Origin of the sequence: Mycobacterium sp. 852002-30065_SCH5024008 (genome assembly GCF_001665645.1) — a bacterium.
GTDB lineage: Bacteria > Actinomycetota > Actinomycetes > Mycobacteriales > Mycobacteriaceae > Mycobacterium > Mycobacterium paraffinicum.
Genome location: NZ_LZSZ01000004.1, coordinates 122,961 through 138,990, shown reverse-complemented (window position 1 = coordinate 138,990; position 16,030 = coordinate 122,961). Strand labels below are relative to the sequence as shown.

Genomic DNA, 16,030 nt, shown 5'->3' with positions numbered 1-16,030 from the left:
AGGTAACCGCCGATGCCACAAGGCCGCCCACTGCAGGTCCCCGAGGACGGACTGAGCACCAAGGCCCGGCGCAACACCCCGGTGCTGGCGGTGCACACCGGCCCCGGCAAGGGGAAGTCGACTGCCGCGTTCGGAATGGCGTTGCGGGCCTGGAATGTCGGGCTCTCCGTCGCGGTCTTCCAGTTCGTCAAGAGCGCCAAATGGAGGGTGGGCGAGGAGACCGCCTTCGCTCAACTTGGCCAGGTGCACCAACAGCACAACATCGGTGGGCCCGTGGAATGGCACAAGATGGGCGCGGGCTGGTCGTGGTCGCGCAAGGCGGGCAGCGAACTCGATCACGCCGCGGCCGCGGCCGACGGGTGGGCGGAGGTCTCGCGCCGGCTGGCCGAGCAGCGCCACGACTTCTATGTGCTCGACGAGTTCACCTACCCGCTCAAATGGGGGTGGGTGGACGTCGACGAGGTGGTGGACGTGCTGCTGGCACGGCCGGGCCACCAGCACGTGGTCATCACCGGGCGCGATGCCCCGCAGCGGTTGATCGAGGCCGCCGATCTGGTCACCGAGATGACCAAGGTCAAGCACCCGATGGACGCGGGCCGCAAGGGGCAGAAGGGCATCGAGTGGTGAGTGTCCCCGCGGTCATCGTCGCCGCGCCGGCGTCGGGCAGCGGAAAGACCACCGTGGCAACGGGTTTGATCGGCGCGCTGCGGCGAGCGGGTCATGTCGTGGCACCGTTCAAGGTGGGCCCGGACTTCATCGACCCCGGTTATCACGGCCTGGCCGCCGGGCGTCCCGGCCGCAACCTGGACTCGGTGCTGGTCGGCGAGAACCTCGTCGGCTCGCTGTACGCGCACGGCTCGGGCGGTGCGGACATCGCGGTGATCGAGGGGGTGATGGGGCTCTTCGACGGGCGGATCGGGCCCGCCGCGGCCGGTCCCGCGGAAGGCTCCACCGCCCACGTGGCCGGCCTACTGGGTGCGCCCGTGATTCTGGTGGTCGACGCGCGTGGCCAGAGCCACAGCATCGCCGCACTGCTGCATGGCTTTTCGACGTTCGATGCCGCGACCCGGGTCAGCGGCGTGATCCTCAACCGGGTCGGTTCGGCCCGGCACGAACACGTGCTGCGGCAGGCCTGCGAGCAGGCCGGTGTCGCGGTGCTGGGGGCCATTCCGCGCACCACCGAATTAGAGCTCCCGACAAGGTATTTGGGTCTGGTCACCGCGGTGGAGTACGGGCGGCGGGCGCGGCTCGCGGTCGAGGCGATGACCGACCTGGTCGCCCGTCACGTCGACGTGGCGGCCGTGGCGGATGTCGCCGCGAGCCGGACCTGCACGGCGTGGGACCCGGCGACCGCGGTGGGGGAGACGCTCGGCGGGCGCGCCACCGTGGCGATGGCGGCGGGTAAGGCGTTCACCTTCGGCTACGCCGAGCACGCCGAGCTGCTGCGGGCCGCCGGCGCCGACGTGGTCGAATTCGACCCGCTGGCTGAGGAGTTGCCGGACGGCACGGACGCGGTGCTGCTGCCCGGCGGCTTCCCGGAACAGTTCACCGCGGAGCTCTCGGCCAACGACGCCGTGCGCCGGCAGATCAACGAGCTGGCCGCCGCCGGTGCGCCGATCCACGCCGAATGCGCGGGCCTCATCTATCTGGCCACCGAACTCGACGGCTACCCGATGTGCGGAGTGCTGGCCGGGTCCGCGCGGTTCACGCCGAATCTGACGTTGGCCTATCGCGACGCCGTCGCCGTGGCCGATTCGCCGCTCTATTCCGCCGGGCAGCGGGCGGTGGGGCATGAATTCCACCGGACCGCAATCACATTCAGCGGCGGCTACCAGCCCGCCTGGGCCTATCGGGGCAACGACGCGGATACCGTGCGCGAAGGCGTCGTGCACGCCGGAGTGCACGCCTCGTATCTGCACACCCATCCGGCTGCCGCACCACAAGCCGTCGCGCGGTTCGTCGCGCACGCCGCCGCCCGCCGTTACCGCCGCCCTCGCGGTCGCCACTAGGCTTGCCCGGTGACCGAGAACGCCTACCTCGCCGGGCTGCGGCTGGCCGGCAAGAAGGTCGTCGTGGTCGGCGGCGGCTCGGTTGCCCAGCGCCGGCTGCCCTTGCTCATCGCCAGCGGCGCGGACGTTCACGTCATCTCTCGCAGCGCCACCAGGTCGGTCGAGGCGATGACCGGAATCACGTTGTCGCTGCGCGAATACCGCGACGGTGACCTCGACGGGGCCTGGTACGCGATCGCGGCCACCAACGACGCGCAGGTGAACGCGGCCGTCGTCGCGGAGGCCGAGCGCCGTCACCTCTTCTGCGTCCGCGCCGACGTCGCCGTGGAAGGGACCGCGGTGACCCCGGCGTCCTTCAGCTACGAAGGGTTATCGGTCGGGGTGCTCGCCGGCGGCGAGCACCGCCGGTCCGCGGCCATCCGCTCGGCCATCCGGGAGGCGCTGCAGACCGGGGTCATCGCCCCGGACAGCGCGGTGAGCCCCGACGTCGTGCGCGGTGGGGTGGCGCTCGTCGGCGGCGGCCCCGGCGACCCCGAACTGATCACCGTGCGCGGGCGCCGCCTGCTGGCCCACGCGGACGTGGTGGTCGCCGACCGGCTGGCGCCGCCGGAACTCTTGGCCGAGCTGCCGCCGCACGTGGAGGTCATCGACGCCGCCAAGATTCCCTACGGGCGGGCGATGGCGCAGGACGCGATCAACGACGTCATGATCGAACGCGCCCGGTCCGGGAAGTTCGTCGTCCGGCTCAAGGGCGGGGACCCGTTCGTCTTCGCCCGCGGCTACGAGGAAGTGCAGGCGTGCGTCGACGCCGGGATCCCGGTCACCGTCGTGCCGGGTGTGACGAGCGCCATAGGAGTGCCCGCTCTGGCCGGCGTTCCGGTCACGCATCGGGCCATAAATCACGAATTCGTCGTGGTCAGCGGACATCTGGCGCCCGGTCACCCCGAATCGTTAGTGAATTGGAATGCGCTGGCCGCGCTCTCCGGCACCATCGTTTTGCTGATGGCCGTCGAACGCATCGAGCTTTTCGCCGACGCACTCATAGCGGGCGGCCGACCTGCGGAAACGCCGGTCCTGGTGGTTCAACATGGAACGACGGCGGCTCAGCACACTTTGCGGGCCACTCTCGCCGACACGCCGGAAAAGATCCGAGCCGAGGGCATCCGACCTCCCGCGATCATCGTGATCGGGCCGGTGGCGGCTTTCGGGCTTTAAACGGATCTTAAGATTACTGTAAGGTAACCCTTTATGACGGCCCTCAACGACAGTGAGCGCGCGGTGCGGAACTTCACGTCCGCGCGCCCCGATCGTCCGGCCCCGGCGCGCTCCACGCGCCCGGCGGAGACCGCCTCCACCCGCATCAGCAAGTACTACCCGGCCTGGCTGCCTTCCCGTCGCTTCATCGCGGCCGTGATCGCCATCGGCGGGATGCAGTTGCTGGCGACCATGGACAGCACCGTCGCCATCGTCGCGCTTCCCAAGATCCAGAACGAGCTCAGCCTGTCCGACGCCGGCCGTAGCTGGGTGATCACCGCATACGTGCTCACCTTCGGCGGGCTGATGCTGCTGGGCGGCCGGCTCGGCGACACCATCGGGCGCAAGCGCACCTTCATCGTCGGCGTCGCGCTGTTCACCATTTCCTCGGTGCTGTGCGCGGTCGCGTGGGACGAGGTGACCTTGGTCATCGCGCGGCTGTCCCAGGGGGTCGGTTCCGCCATCGCCTCGCCGACTGGGCTGGCGCTGGTCGCGACCACCTTCCCCAAGGGGCCCGCGCGTAACTTCGCGACGGCGGTGTTCGCCGCGATGACGGCCATCGGCTCGGTGATGGGCCTGGTCGTCGGCGGCGCGCTGACCGAGGTGTCGTGGCGGCTGGCCTTCCTGGTGAACGTGCCGATCGGGCTGGTGATGATCTACCTCGCCCGCACCGCGCTGCGCGAGACCAACCGGGAGCGGATGAAGCTCGACGCCACCGGCGCCATGCTGGCCACGCTGGCGTGTACCGCCGCCGTTTTCGCCTTCTCGATGGGACCGGAAAAGGGCTGGGTCTCGCTCACCACCGTCGGCTCGGGCGTGGTCGCGATGGCCGCCGCGCTCGCCTTCATCATCGTGGAGCGCACCGCCGAAAACCCCGTCGTCCCCTTCGACCTGTTCCGGGACCGCAATCGGCTGTTCACCTTCGCCGCGATCTTCCTGGCCGGCGGACTCATGTTCAGCCTGACCGTATGCATCGGCCTGTACGTGCAGGACATCCTGGGCTACAGCGCGCTGCGCGCCGGCGTCGGCTTCATCCCGTTCGTCATCGCGATGGGGATCGGCCTGGGCGTCTCCTCTCAATTGGTGTCACGGTTCTCGCCCCGGGTGTTGACCATCGGCGGCGGAATTCTGCTGTTCTGGGCGATGCTCTACGGCTGGGCGTTCATGCACCGCGGCGTGTCCTATGCCCCCAACCTCGTGCTGCCCATCATCGTCGGCGGAATCGGCATCGGCATCTGCGTCGTTCCGCTGACGCTGGCGGCCATCGCCGGTGTCGGCTTCGATCAGATCGGCCCGGTGTCGGCGATCGCGTTGATGCTGCAGAGCCTCGGCGGGCCGCTGGTGCTGGCCGTCATCCAGGCCGTGATCACCTCCCGCACGCTGTACATGGGCGGCACCACCGGCCCGGTGAAGATCATGAACGACCTCCAGTTGCACGCGCTCGACCAGGGCTATACCTACGGCCTGCTGTGGGTGGCCGGGGTGGCCGTCGTCGTCGGCGCGGCGGCGCTGTTGATCGGCTACACGCCGGCGCAGGTGGCCCACGCGCAAGAGGTCAAGGAAGCGATCGACGCCGGCGAGTTGTAACGCCGCGGGCCGCAGACGGCGGCCGGCTCCAAGATCTTTGCGCCGGATTCGATTTCGATAGCGCCGGTGATATCAGATTCGCGGAGCCTTGCATGGGTCCTCGGCTGCCGGGCGCCCATCCCTGACAAGTTAGGCTGGCCCGCTGTGATCACCCGGATGTCCGAACTGTTCTTGCGCACGTTGCGTGACGATCCCGCTGACGCCGAAGTGCCCAGCCACAAACTTCTGATCCGGGCCGGCTACATCCGGCCGATCGCGCCCGGGCTGTACAGCTGGCTGCCGCTGGGGCTGCGGGTGCTGCGCAAGATCGAACGCATCGTCCGCGAGGAGATGAACGCGATCGGCGGGCAGGAGATCCTGTTTCCCGCCCTGCTGCCGCGCGCGCCGTACGAGACCTCGAACCGGTGGACCGAATACGGCGACGGCGTGTTCCGGCTCAAGGACCGCCGCGGCAACGACTACCTGCTGGGGCCGACGCACGAAGAGGTGTTCACGCTGACCGTCAAGGGTGAATACAGCTCCTACAAAGACTTTCCGGTGTTGCTCTACCAGATCCAGAACAAATACCGCGACGAGGCGCGGCCGCGCGCGGGGATCCTGCGGGTGCGCGAGTTCCTGATGAAGGACTCCTATTCCTTCGACGTCGACGACGCCGGACTCAAGGCCGCCTATCACGCGCATCGGGAGGCCTACCAGCGCATCTTCAACCGGCTAAAGGTGCGCTACGTGATCGTGTCCGCGGTATCGGGGGCGATGGGCGGCAGCGCGTCCGAGGAATTCCTGGCCGAAAGTCCGGTCGGCGAAGACACCTTCGTGCGCTGCCTGGAATCCGGGTATGCGGCTAACGTCGAGGCGGTCGTCACCGCCCGCCCGGAGGCCAAGCCCGTGGATGGACTGCCCCAGGCGGTGGTCCACGACACCGGTGACACCCCGACCATCGCCACCCTGGTGGACTGGGCCAACACGGCCGACCTGGGCCGCACGGTCACCGCCGCGGACACGCTGAAGAACGTGTTGCTCAAGGTGCGCCAGCCCGGCGGGGAGTGGGAGCTGCTGGCCATCGGCCTGCCGGGCGACCGCGAGGTCGACGACAAGAGGCTGGGCGCCGCGCTGGAACCGGCCGACTACGCATTGCTCGACGACTCCGACTTCACCAAATACCCATTCCTGGTGAAGGGCTATATCGGCCCGAAGGCGCTGCGGGACAACGGCGTTCGCTACCTCGTCGACCCACGGGTGGTGGATGGCACCAGCTGGATCACCGGGGCGGACGAGCCCGGCCGGCACGTCGTCGGCTTGGTGGCCGGCCGGGATTTCACCGCCGACGGCACCATCGAGGCCGCCGAGGTGCGCGACGGCGATCCGTCTCCCGACGGCGCCGGCCCGCTGGTGTCGGCCCGGGGCATCGAGGTCGCGCACATCTTCCAGCTCGGCCGCAAATACACCGACGCCTTCGCCGCCGACGTGCTCGGTGAGGACGGCAAGCCGGTGCGGCTGACCATGGGGTCCTACGGCCTCGGCGTGTCGCGGATGGTGGCGGTGATCGCCGAGCAGCACCACGACGAGCTGGGCCTGCGCTGGCCGTCTTCGGTCGCGCCGTTCAACGTCCACCTGGTGATCGCCAACAAAGACGCGGACGCCCGCGCCGGGGCCACCGCGCTGGCCGCCGACCTGGACCGGTTGGGCGTCGAGGTGCTGCTCGACGACCGTCAAGCATCACCGGGGGTCAAGTTCAAGGACGCCGAGTTGCTGGGCGTGCCATGGATCCTGGTGGTCGGGCGCGGCTGGGGCAACGGCGTGGTGGAACTGCGCGACCGCTTCAGCGGACAGACGCGCGAGCTGGCCACCGGTCCGTCGCTGGCCACCGACGTCGCGGCCGCCCTGACCGGGTAGCGCTGAAAACCCTTGCGCCGCTAGTCGTTTCCGCCGGGAAAGCTCGTCGTGATGGGCCAGGCGCCCAGCACCCGGTTCCACCGAGCGGCCATCACCGCGCTTTGCGTCAGTGCCGTGGCGGCGAACGCGCGGTCGTCGGCCGTCTCGGCGTGCTCGATCACCACGCGCCAGGCCGACGCGCCATCGTTTTCCATCCGCGCCGCCAGCCGCGCCGCATCCGCCGCGCTGCCCACCAGGATCGGCAACTGGTAGCCGGGGGCGGCGACCGGCGCGTTGACCTTGCGGGCGGTCAGCATCGCGATCACGTCGTCGCGGCGCTGGCGGTGCTGGGACAGGGCTTCCACCACCAGGCCGTTGACGCTGGGCGGCGACAACGCCGAGACCATGCCATAGCCGTAGATCGTCGAGTGTTCGATGGCCAGCGCGTCGCACAGCGCCGCGTTGTCCGCGTCCTTGCCGGAGCTCATATCGACGGGCCCCCGGGCACCAGGGCGACCGTGTACGACGCGGTGCAGGACGCGATGATCGAGGCGAGCAACCCCGCGCGGTAGCCGGATTCGCCCGCCACCAATCGGCTGGCGCTGTCCGCCGAGGCACGCAAGGCGTTGATCACGTCGGACACCGGCGGCGGAGGCGGCGGCGGCCCCGCCGGTTCGGCGGGGCTCGGGCTGGGGCCCGTCGTCTCGCTGGTCGAGGAGGCGGTGATCTTGCCGGCGGCCCGCGAGATCTCCGTGGACAGGGCGCGGGCGTGCGCGGCACGCTGACTCGCGACCACGGCCAGCGCGGCGGCGATCTGCGGTGGATTGCCGACGGCCGCCGCGGCGGCACCGGCCAGCGCGCTGTCCTTGCGAGCCTGGTCCAGCGGCCCCAGCAGCTCTTCGACGGACGGGGGCTTGGGCTGGGACTCGCCGCAGGCGGAGGTCACCACCCCGAGCGCAGCCAGAGCCGCGCCGCCGGCGAGCACGCCCCGCCGGTTGACGACCGGAAATGCGCTAGACACAAACACATCCTGCCATCGGTGCGGGGGTGGGTACGAAGCCAGGACGCGATCCGGCCGTCAGACGCGATTCCTGGCGTATCGTTGATAGCTGCTCTCGCGGAACGGCAGCCTTCGCGTTCCGCCAGGACACTGGAGCCGCCCGCAGGGCAACGGGGCGGCGACGCCCTCCAGCTGACCGAACAACTCAAGATGAGGAGCTCGCCGTGACCACCGGGCTACCATCGCAGACGCAGGTGATCGAGCTACTCGGTGACGAGTTCGCGCGCGCTGGATACGAGATCGAAGACGTGGTCATCGACGCCCGGACGCGCCCGCCGCGGATCATGGTCGTCGCCGACGGTGACAAAGCCCTCGACCTGGACACCATCGCGACGCTGTCGCGCTCGGCGTCGACTTTGCTGGACGGCCTCGACGACGTCGCGGACCGCTATGTGCTCGAGGTGAGTTCCCCGGGCGTGGACCGCCCGCTGACCAGTGCGAAGCATTTCCGTCGCGCCCGCGGCCGCAAGGTCGACGTCTTTCTCGCGGACGGTGCGCGACTGACCGGTCGCGTCGGCGAGACGCACGGCGACACCGTCGCGCTGGTGGTCCGCGCAGGACGGGACTACCGGGTGCGCGAATTGCCGCTCGCTGATATCGCCAAAGCCGTTGTCCAGGTGGAGTTTTCGCCCCCAGCCCAAGCGGAGTTGGACCTGGCGGGCCAGGCCGACGGGACGGAGGCCGGAGCATGAACCGCGCCGGCGACGATGCAGAGCTTAGCGATGAAGAGGAGCGGCGCTGATGAACATCGACATGGGCGCGCTGCACGCCATCGAGGTGGATCGCGGCATCTCGGTCAACGAGCTACTCGAGACGATCAAGTCGGCGCTGCTCACCGCCTACCGGCACACCGAGGGCCACCAGAACGACGCGCGCATCGAGATCGACCGCAAGACCGGCGCCGTCAAGGTCGTCGCCCGCGAGACCGACGAGGACGGCAACGTCATCAGCGAATGGGACGACACCCCCGAGGGTTTCGGCCGCATTGCCGCCACCACCGCCCGTCAGGTAATGCTGCAGCGGTTTCGGGACGCGGAGAACGAGCGCACCTACGGTGAGTTCTCCACCCGCGAGGGCGAGATCGTCGCGGGCGTGATTCAGCGGGACAACCGCGCCAACGCCCGCGGCCTGGTCGTCGTCCGGATGGGCAGCGAGACCAAGGCCTCTGAAGGCGTGATCCCGGCGGCGGAACAGGTGCCCGGCGAAAGCTACGAACACGGCAACCGGGTGCGCTGCTACGTCATCGGCGTGACCCGCGGGTCCCGGGAGCCGCTGATCACGCTGTCCCGAACGCATCCCAACCTGGTCCGCAAGCTGTTCTCCCTGGAAGTCCCCGAGATCGCCGACGGGTCGGTGGAAATCGTGGCGGTGGCCCGGGAGGCCGGCCACCGCTCCAAGATCGCGGTGAAGTCCAACGTTCCCGGGCTGAACGCGAAAGGGGCCTGCATCGGCCCGATGGGCCAGCGGGTCCGCAACGTGATGAGCGAGCTTTCCGGGGAGAAGATCGACATCATCGACTACGACGAGGACCCGTCTCGTTTTGTGGCGAACGCGCTGTCGCCGGCCAAGGTGGTCTCCGTGTCGATCATCGACCCGAACGCCCGCGCCGCGCGCGTGGTGGTGCCCGACTTCCAGCTTTCCCTGGCCATCGGCAAGGAGGGCCAGAACGCGCGGTTGGCCGCGCGCCTCACCGGGTGGCGCATCGACATCCGCGGCGATACGCCGGGGGGATCGGAGTCGCATTCGGAGAGCCATCCCGAACACGGGGCCACCCACGGGATGGCGCACGACCGCTAGCGGATCCCCGCGCGCACCCTTGGGCGGTTCTGACCATCGGATAAGTGACGCTAGACTGAGCCGTGATCCAGCGTGAGCCTTCGGCCCGGGCGCACAGACGTGTGGACGGACCTGTCCGGACGTGTGTCGGGTGCCGAAAGCGAGAGCTGGCCGTCGAACTGCTTCGCGTGGTGGCTGTGTCGGACGGGAACGGCGAATATGCCGTGATCGTTGACACGAGGGCCAACCGGCCGGGGCGGGGTGCATGGCTGCATCCCGTACCGCAGTGCGTGCAACAGGCGATTCGGCGGCGGGCTCTCACCAGAGCGCTGCGCATCGACCGTCCACCGGACACATCCGCGCTGGTCGAGCACGTGGAATCGCTCGACCAGCACGGCAACAGAACAGGTAGCAAAGAACATGAGCACACCGTGAAGTCCCGATGACCATGCGTCATAGCTAAACCCGAGGCGCGGCCCCACGACTGTCGCCTCTTAGACAGGAGATGTAGTGGCAGGTAAGGCCCGCGTACACGAGTTGGCCAAGGAACTCGGTGTTACCAGCAAGGAAGTTCTCGCCCGGCTGAATGAACAGGGCGAATTCGTAAAATCCGCATCGTCAACGGTGGAAGCGCCGGTCGCTCGTCGACTGCGCGAATCCTTCGGGGGCGGCAAGCCGGCTCCCCAGAAGACGGCGGCCAAGGCGGCCGCCAAGGCTCCGGCCAAGGGTCCGGACAAATCGCTTGACCAGGCACTCGATAAGGCCATCGGCAATGGCGAGGCCAACGGCGAAGCCGCAGGCGGGACGACGACCGCCGCCGCCCAAGCGGCCCCGGCCGCGCCCGCGGAAGCGCCGGCGCACCCCGGCGCGGTGCCCGGCCGCCCCTCACCCGGACAGCCGACGCCGCCCGCCCCCGGGCAGCCAGCCGGACAGCCCGGCCCCCACCCCGGCATGACGCCGGGTCCGCGCCCGGGTCCGGCGCCGAAGCCCGGCGTCCGCACCCCGCGCGTCGGCAACAACCCGTTCTCTTCCGCGCAGCCCGTCGACCGGCCGATCCCGCGCCCGGTGCCCCGCCCCGGGGCGCCCCGGCCCGGGGGCGCGCGCCCCGGCGCCTCGCCCGGCAACATGCCGCCCCGTCCCGGCGGTGCCGCAGGTCAGGGCCGCCCGGCCCGGCCCGGCGCCCCGCGACCCGGCGGTGGCCGTCCCGGCGGTCCCGGCGGCCGTGACGGCGGCGGCGGCAACTACCGCGGCGGTGGCGGCGGAGTCGGCGCCCCGCCCGGGGGTGGCGGTGCGGGAGGTTTCCGCGGCCGTCCCGGTGGCGGTGGCGGCGGCGGTCGTCCCGGTCAGCGCGGCGGCGCCGCCGGTGCGTTCGGCCGTCCCGGCGGTGCGCCCAGGCGTGGTCGCAAGTCCAAGCGGGCGAAACGCGCCGAGTACGAGAACATGCAGGCGCCGGTCGTCGGCGGCGTGCGGTTGCCGCACGGCAACGGCGAGACCATCCGGCTGGCCCGCGGCGCGTCGCTGAGCGACTTCGCCGACAAGATCAACGCCAACCCGGCCTCGCTGGTGCAGGCGCTGTTCAACCTCGGCGAGATGGTGACCGCCACCCAGTCCGTCGGTGACGAGACGCTCGAGCTGCTGGGCAGCGAGATGAACTACGTCGTCCAGGTGGTCAGTCCGGAGGACGAGGACCGCGAGCTGCTGGAATCCTTCGACCTGACCTATGGCGAGGACGAGGGCACCGAGGAAGACCTGCAGACCCGGCCGCCGGTGGTGACCGTGATGGGTCACGTCGACCACGGTAAAACCCGGCTGCTGGACACCATCCGGAACGCCAGCGTGCGCGAGGCCGAGGCCGGGGGCATCACCCAGCACATCGGCGCGTACCAGGTGTCCGTCGACTTCGACGGCACCGAGCGGCCGATCACCTTCATCGACACCCCGGGTCACGAGGCGTTCACCGCCATGCGTGCCCGCGGCGCGAAGGCCACCGACATCGCGATCCTGGTGGTCGCCGCCGACGACGGCGTGATGCCGCAGACGGTGGAGGCCATCAACCACGCGCAGGCGGCCGACGTACCGATCGTGGTGGCGGTCAACAAGATCGACAAGGAGGGCGCCGACCCGGCGAAGATCCGCGGCCAGCTCACCGAATACGGCTTGGTTGCAGAGGATTTCGGCGGCGACACCATGTTCGTCGACATCTCCGCCAAGGAAGGCACCAATATCAAGGCGCTCGAAGAGGCGGTGCTGTTGACCGCCGACGCCGCCCTGGACCTGCGGGCCAACCCCGACATGGAGGCCCAGGGTGTGGCGATCGAGGCGCACCTGGACCGCGGCCGCGGCCCGGTCGCCACGGTGCTGGTGCAGCGCGGGACGCTGCGCGTCGGCGACTCGGTGGTGGCCGGCGACGCCTACGGTCGCGTCCGCCGCATGGTCGACGAGCACGGTGACGACGTCGAGGAGGCGCTGCCGTCGCGTCCGGTGCAGGTCATCGGCTTCACGTCGGTGCCCGGCGCCGGTGACAACTTCCTTGTCGTCGACGAGGACCGCATCGCCCGCCAGATCGCCGACCGGCGCAGCGCCCGTAAGCGCAACGCGCTGGCGGCGCGGTCGCGCAAGCGGATCAGCCTGGAGGACCTGGACTCGGCGCTGAAGGAAACCAGCCAGCTGAACCTGATCCTCAAGGGCGACAACGCCGGTACGGTCGAGGCGCTCGAGGAGGCCCTGATGGGCATCCAGGTCGACGACGAGGTGGAACTGCGCGTTATCGACCGCGGCGTCGGCGGCATCACCGAAACCAACGTCAACCTGGCGTCGGCGTCGGACGCGGTGATCATCGGCTTCAACGTGCGCGCCGAAGGCAAGGCGACGGAGCTGGCCAACCGCGAGGGCGTCGAGATCCGGTACTACTCGGTCATCTACCAGGCGATCGACGACATCGAGAAGGCCCTGCGCGGCATGCTCAAGCCGATCTACGAGGAGAAGGAGCTGGGTCGCGCCGAGATCCGCGCGATCTTCCGGTCCTCGAAGGTGGGCATCATCGCCGGCTGCATGATCAGCTCCGGGGTGGTGCGGCGCAACGCGAAGGCCCGCCTGTTGCGGGACAACGTCGTGGTCACCGAGAACCTCACGATCAACTCGCTGCGACGGGAGAAGGACGACGTGACCGAGGTCCGCGAGGGCTTCGAGTGCGGTATGACGCTGGGCTACTCCGACATCAAGGAAGGCGACATCATCGAGTCCTACGAGCTCGTCGAGAAGGAGCGCGCCTGATGGCCGACCCGGCCCGGGCGCGCCGATTGGCCAAACGCATCAACACGATCGTCGCCTCGGCGATCGAGTTCGAGATCAAGGATCCCGGCCTGGACGGGGTGACCATCGTCGACACGAAGGTCACCGCCGACCTGCACGATGCGACGGTGTTCTACACCGTGATGGGCCGCACCCTGGACGACGAGCCGGACTACGCCGCCGCGGCGGCCGCACTGGAACGGGCCAAAGGCGCGCTGCGCACTCTGGTGGGGGCGGGCACCGGCGTGCGATTCACGCCCACGCTGACCTTCACCCGCGACACCACGTTGGACACCGTGCAGCGGATGGACGAGTTGCTGGCGCGTGCCCGCGCCGCGGACGCCGATCTGGCGCGGGTTCGTTCCGGGGCCAAGCCGGCGGGGGAGGCCGATCCCTACCGGGGGTCTAGTGATGAGGACACCGGTGACGACGACCGACGCGAAGACTGAGCTGGCCCGCGCCGCGGGAGCCGGGGGCCGCGTTGACGCCCGCGGCGCGGTCGAATTGCTTTCGGGCGCCGCGACTATCGCGGTGGTCGCCCATGTCCATCCCGACGCCGACACGATCGGCGCGGGCCTGGCGCTGGCTTTGGTGCTGGACAAGTGCGGCAAAAGCGTCGAGGTCGGTTTCGCCGAGCCGGCGACGCTGCCGGAGTCGCTGTCGTCGTTGCCCGGTTGTCACCTGCTGGTCGGTGCGGACGAGATGCGGCGGGACGTGGATCTGGTTGTCACCGTGGATGTTCCGAGCGTGAAGCGGCTGGGCGCGTTGAGTGATCTAACCGGTCCCGGCCGCGAGTCGCTGGTGATCGACCACCACGCCTCCAACGAGCTGTTCGGGACCGCGAACTTCGTTGACGTGTCGGCGGATTCGACCACGATGATGATTGCCGACATCCTCGACGCGTGGGACAAGCCGATCGAACCGGACGTCGCGCACTGCATTTACGCCGGGCTGACGACCGACACCGGGTCGTTCCGCTGGGCCACCCCCCGTGCGCTTCGACTGGCGGCCCGGTTGGTGGAGACCGGCGTCGACAACGCCGCCGTCAGCCGAACGCTGATGGACAGCCATCCCTTCACCTGGCTGCCGCTGCTGTCACGCGTGCTGGGCTCGGCGCACCTGCTGCCCGAGGCGGCCGGTGGTCGTGGGCTGGTGTATGCCATTGTCGGACACCAGGATTGGGTCACTTCGCGCCCCGAGGAAGTCGAAAGCATCGTCGACATCGTGCGCACCACGCAGCAGGCCGAGGTGGCCGCGGTGTTCAAGGAGGTCGACCCGCAGCAGTGGTCGGTGTCGATGCGCGCCAAGGCCGACGTGGACCTGGCGGCGGTCGCGTCCGCGTTCGGCGGGGGCGGCCACCGGCTGGCCGCCGGCTATTCGACGAGCGGGCCGATCGACGACGCGGTCGCGTCGCTGCGTGCGGCCCTGGGCTGATTGCCCGACTTCTCCGCACCTCGCTGCGCGAGCTGCTGCGTCGCCGGGCGGGCTAGAACGCCCAGCTGCCCGCCCGCTGCAGCACGAACCCGTGGTCTCCGCTGGTGGTGTCCAGGCAGGCGACGAGGTTGTCGGCTCCGACGGCGCACGTGACGTTCAGGTAGGTCAGCTTCTGACCCGCGCCCAACAACTTGCCGCCCTGCGGCAGGGCGGCCGGGTTGCCGTCGCATCCGCCGTAGGACATGCGGCTCAACTGGTAGCCCGGTCCCTTGAACTCGACGGAACCCACCAGGCAATCGCCCGGGTGCGGGCGCCCGCCGAGAACCGGAACGTCGTCGATGCCGGGCATGTCGCCCTTGCACTTGATGTCCTGTGACGGCTGCGGCGCGGGCGCCGGTCCGCCATAGAAGTCGCAGGCCAGGGTGTACGGGGTAGAAAAACTGATCCGCGGCGGAGTGCTCGGGCCGCTGCTGGTGACGTAGCCGTCCGCCGGGACGGGCGTGAAACCGTCCAGGTTGGGAAATCCCGCCGGCGGCTGCGCGGTAGCGCGCGGCGCGGGACCCGCGATCGTTACCGCCGCGGCGAGCGCAACGGCGCACGCGAGCAGCCTCCCGATGACGTCGACGACCAAACGCATCAGCTGATCGTATTGGTTGCCCTCAGTTCACCCACAAGCCAGCGGCGATGAGAAGTGACACAACGCCGATGACCAGGGGCAACGCCGGCCATTTCCACATTCCGGCTCGACGGCGCGTGCCTGCGACCAGCGCCCCGATGCATGACACCAGCAGCGCCAGCGCAATCCCGCCCCCGATGACGACGGTCCCGGCGAAGGTGCGATGAAAACGGCGCTGACCGCCGGCTCCGCGACGAAGAGCAGCACGGTCGCGACGATTTCCGCGGTCGGTCGTCGCCACGGCGCGGCCGGCGGAAATTGGATCATCGACAAGGCCGCCGCGGCTAGCGGACCTGCGCCCGTCCCCGCTGCAGCACCGCCTCGCGGTTCGCGGCGATGTCGTCGCCGCTGGTCCGGAACTGGCGGGCCGCCATCGCTTCCAGCCACAGCCCCGCGCTGGTCTGCGAGTCGTCGATCCGGTGATAGGACGCCAGCAGCGCGCGCACCGCGTCCTGGTTATTGCCGACGATCGACGCCGCCACTGCGCGGGCGGCGGGCAACAGCCGGTCGTGCGGCACCACCTCGGTCACCAGCCCGGCGCGCAGCGCGTCGGTGGCCGACAGGTAGTCCCCGGTCATACTCATCCGGCGGGCCAGGCCGATTCCGACCTTCTGCGGCAGCCGCACGCTCAGTCCCCAGGTGGGCAGCAGGCCGACGCGGGCGTGGGTGTCGGCGAAACGGGCGTTCTCCGAAGCGATCAGGATGTCGCAGTACAGGGCCAGCTCCAGCCCGCCGGTCACCGCGGCGCCGTTGATCGCACCGATGACCGGCTTGCTCAGCGGTGGCCACCGCGGGGAGATGTCCGGCAGCGCCGAGGAACCGCCCAACTCCTTGAGATCCAGGCCCGCGCAGAACACCGGGTCGGCGCCGGTGACGATGACGACGTCGACGGCGCCGTCGGTTTCCGCGTCGGCCAGCGCCCCGAAGAACCGATCCCGCAGCGCCGAAGACAGCGCGTTGCGGGACTGCGGCCGGTTGAGGGTCAGGGTGCGCACCCGCTCGTCGGTTTCGATCAGCAGGATGTCGTCGCTCATGAGATCACCGTAAAGGGTCGCCGGCCGCGCCTATCGT

At 69.7% G+C, this 16,030-nt stretch carries 15 protein-coding genes; 11 read left to right on the top strand and 4 right to left on the bottom strand.

Annotated elements, in window-relative coordinates; all coding sequences use genetic code 11:
* Positions 1-12: 12 nt before the first annotated feature.
* The 5 genes from cobO to A5781_RS00755 all read left to right on the top strand — a co-directional run bounded on the left by cobO (position 13) and on the right by A5781_RS00755 (position 6,743).
* On the top strand, positions 13-627 hold the full coding sequence (cobO, locus tag A5781_RS00775) for a cob(I)yrinic acid a,c-diamide adenosyltransferase (protein ID WP_067199598.1): 615 nt from the start codon (positions 13-15) through the stop codon (positions 625-627).
* Entirely contained in the window at positions 624-2,009 is a 1,386-nt protein-coding gene (locus tag A5781_RS00770) for a cobyrinate a,c-diamide synthase (protein WP_067199595.1), read from the top strand. The genes cobO and A5781_RS00770 overlap by 4 nt, the downstream gene beginning before the upstream one ends.
* Positions 2,010-2,018: 9 nt before the next feature.
* Entirely contained in the window at positions 2,019-3,224 is a 1,206-nt protein-coding gene (gene cobA, locus A5781_RS00765) for a uroporphyrinogen-III C-methyltransferase (RefSeq protein WP_067199592.1), read from the top strand.
* 33 nt (positions 3,225-3,257) lie between these two features.
* Positions 3,258-4,850, top strand: coding sequence for an MFS transporter (locus A5781_RS00760; protein ID WP_067199588.1), 1,593 nt, complete (start codon positions 3,258-3,260; stop codon positions 4,848-4,850).
* A gap of 144 nt (positions 4,851-4,994) precedes the next feature.
* On the top strand, positions 4,995-6,743 hold the full coding sequence (locus A5781_RS00755; protein ID WP_067199585.1) for a proline--tRNA ligase: 1,749 nt from the start codon (positions 4,995-4,997) through the stop codon (positions 6,741-6,743).
* A 20-nt stretch (positions 6,744-6,763) separates the two neighbouring features.
* Here the strand turns inward: A5781_RS00755 and A5781_RS00750 are convergent, their stop codons facing one another.
* Both A5781_RS00750 and A5781_RS00745 read right to left on the bottom strand, forming a co-directional pair.
* Positions 6,764-7,210: a ferritin-like domain-containing protein gene (locus A5781_RS00750; protein WP_066946437.1), complete on the bottom strand. Its 447-nt coding sequence runs from the start codon at positions 7,208-7,210 to the stop codon at positions 6,764-6,766.
* Positions 7,207-7,743, bottom strand: coding sequence for a hypothetical protein (locus A5781_RS00745; protein ID WP_067199676.1), 537 nt, complete (start codon positions 7,741-7,743; stop codon positions 7,207-7,209). The genes A5781_RS00750 and A5781_RS00745 overlap by 4 nt, the downstream gene beginning before the upstream one ends.
* Positions 7,744-7,946: 203 nt before the next feature.
* Between A5781_RS00745 and rimP the strand changes: the two genes are divergently transcribed.
* From rimP to A5781_RS00715, 6 genes are all read left to right on the top strand, one after another.
* Positions 7,947-8,474, top strand: a complete 528-nt coding sequence (gene rimP / locus A5781_RS00740) for a ribosome maturation factor RimP (RefSeq protein ID WP_067199581.1) — start codon at positions 7,947-7,949, stop codon at positions 8,472-8,474.
* A gap of 49 nt (positions 8,475-8,523) precedes the next feature.
* Positions 8,524-9,579: a transcription termination factor NusA gene (gene nusA / locus A5781_RS00735; protein ID WP_067199578.1), complete on the top strand. Its 1,056-nt coding sequence runs from the start codon at positions 8,524-8,526 to the stop codon at positions 9,577-9,579.
* Positions 9,580-9,641: 62 nt separating this feature from the next.
* The gene (locus A5781_RS00730) at positions 9,642-10,004 is read left to right on the top strand and encodes a YlxR family protein (RefSeq protein WP_197503638.1); all 363 of its coding nucleotides are present in this window, start codon (positions 9,642-9,644) and stop codon (positions 10,002-10,004) included.
* A gap of 64 nt (positions 10,005-10,068) precedes the next feature.
* A complete protein-coding gene (gene infB / locus A5781_RS00725; RefSeq protein ID WP_067199575.1) occupies positions 10,069-12,831 on the top strand; it encodes a translation initiation factor IF-2 in 2,763 nt (920 codons plus the stop codon).
* Positions 12,831-13,298, top strand: coding sequence for a 30S ribosome-binding factor RbfA (gene rbfA / locus A5781_RS00720; protein ID WP_067199571.1), 468 nt, complete (start codon positions 12,831-12,833; stop codon positions 13,296-13,298). The genes infB and rbfA overlap by 1 nt, the downstream gene beginning before the upstream one ends.
* Positions 13,273-14,283, top strand: coding sequence for a bifunctional oligoribonuclease/PAP phosphatase NrnA (locus A5781_RS00715; RefSeq protein ID WP_156624270.1), 1,011 nt, complete (start codon positions 13,273-13,275; stop codon positions 14,281-14,283). Before rbfA ends, A5781_RS00715 begins: the two co-directional genes overlap by 26 nt.
* A gap of 52 nt (positions 14,284-14,335) precedes the next feature.
* On the opposite strand, the gene A5781_RS00710 is transcribed toward A5781_RS00715, so the two are convergent.
* Both A5781_RS00710 and A5781_RS00700 read right to left on the bottom strand, forming a co-directional pair.
* Positions 14,336-14,920: a hypothetical protein gene (locus A5781_RS00710; protein ID WP_067199566.1), complete on the bottom strand. Its 585-nt coding sequence runs from the start codon at positions 14,918-14,920 to the stop codon at positions 14,336-14,338.
* 323 nt (positions 14,921-15,243) lie between these two features.
* Positions 15,244-15,993: an enoyl-CoA hydratase gene (locus tag A5781_RS00700; RefSeq protein ID WP_067199559.1), complete on the bottom strand. Its 750-nt coding sequence runs from the start codon at positions 15,991-15,993 to the stop codon at positions 15,244-15,246.
* Between the last annotated feature and the right edge of the window lie 37 nt (positions 15,994-16,030).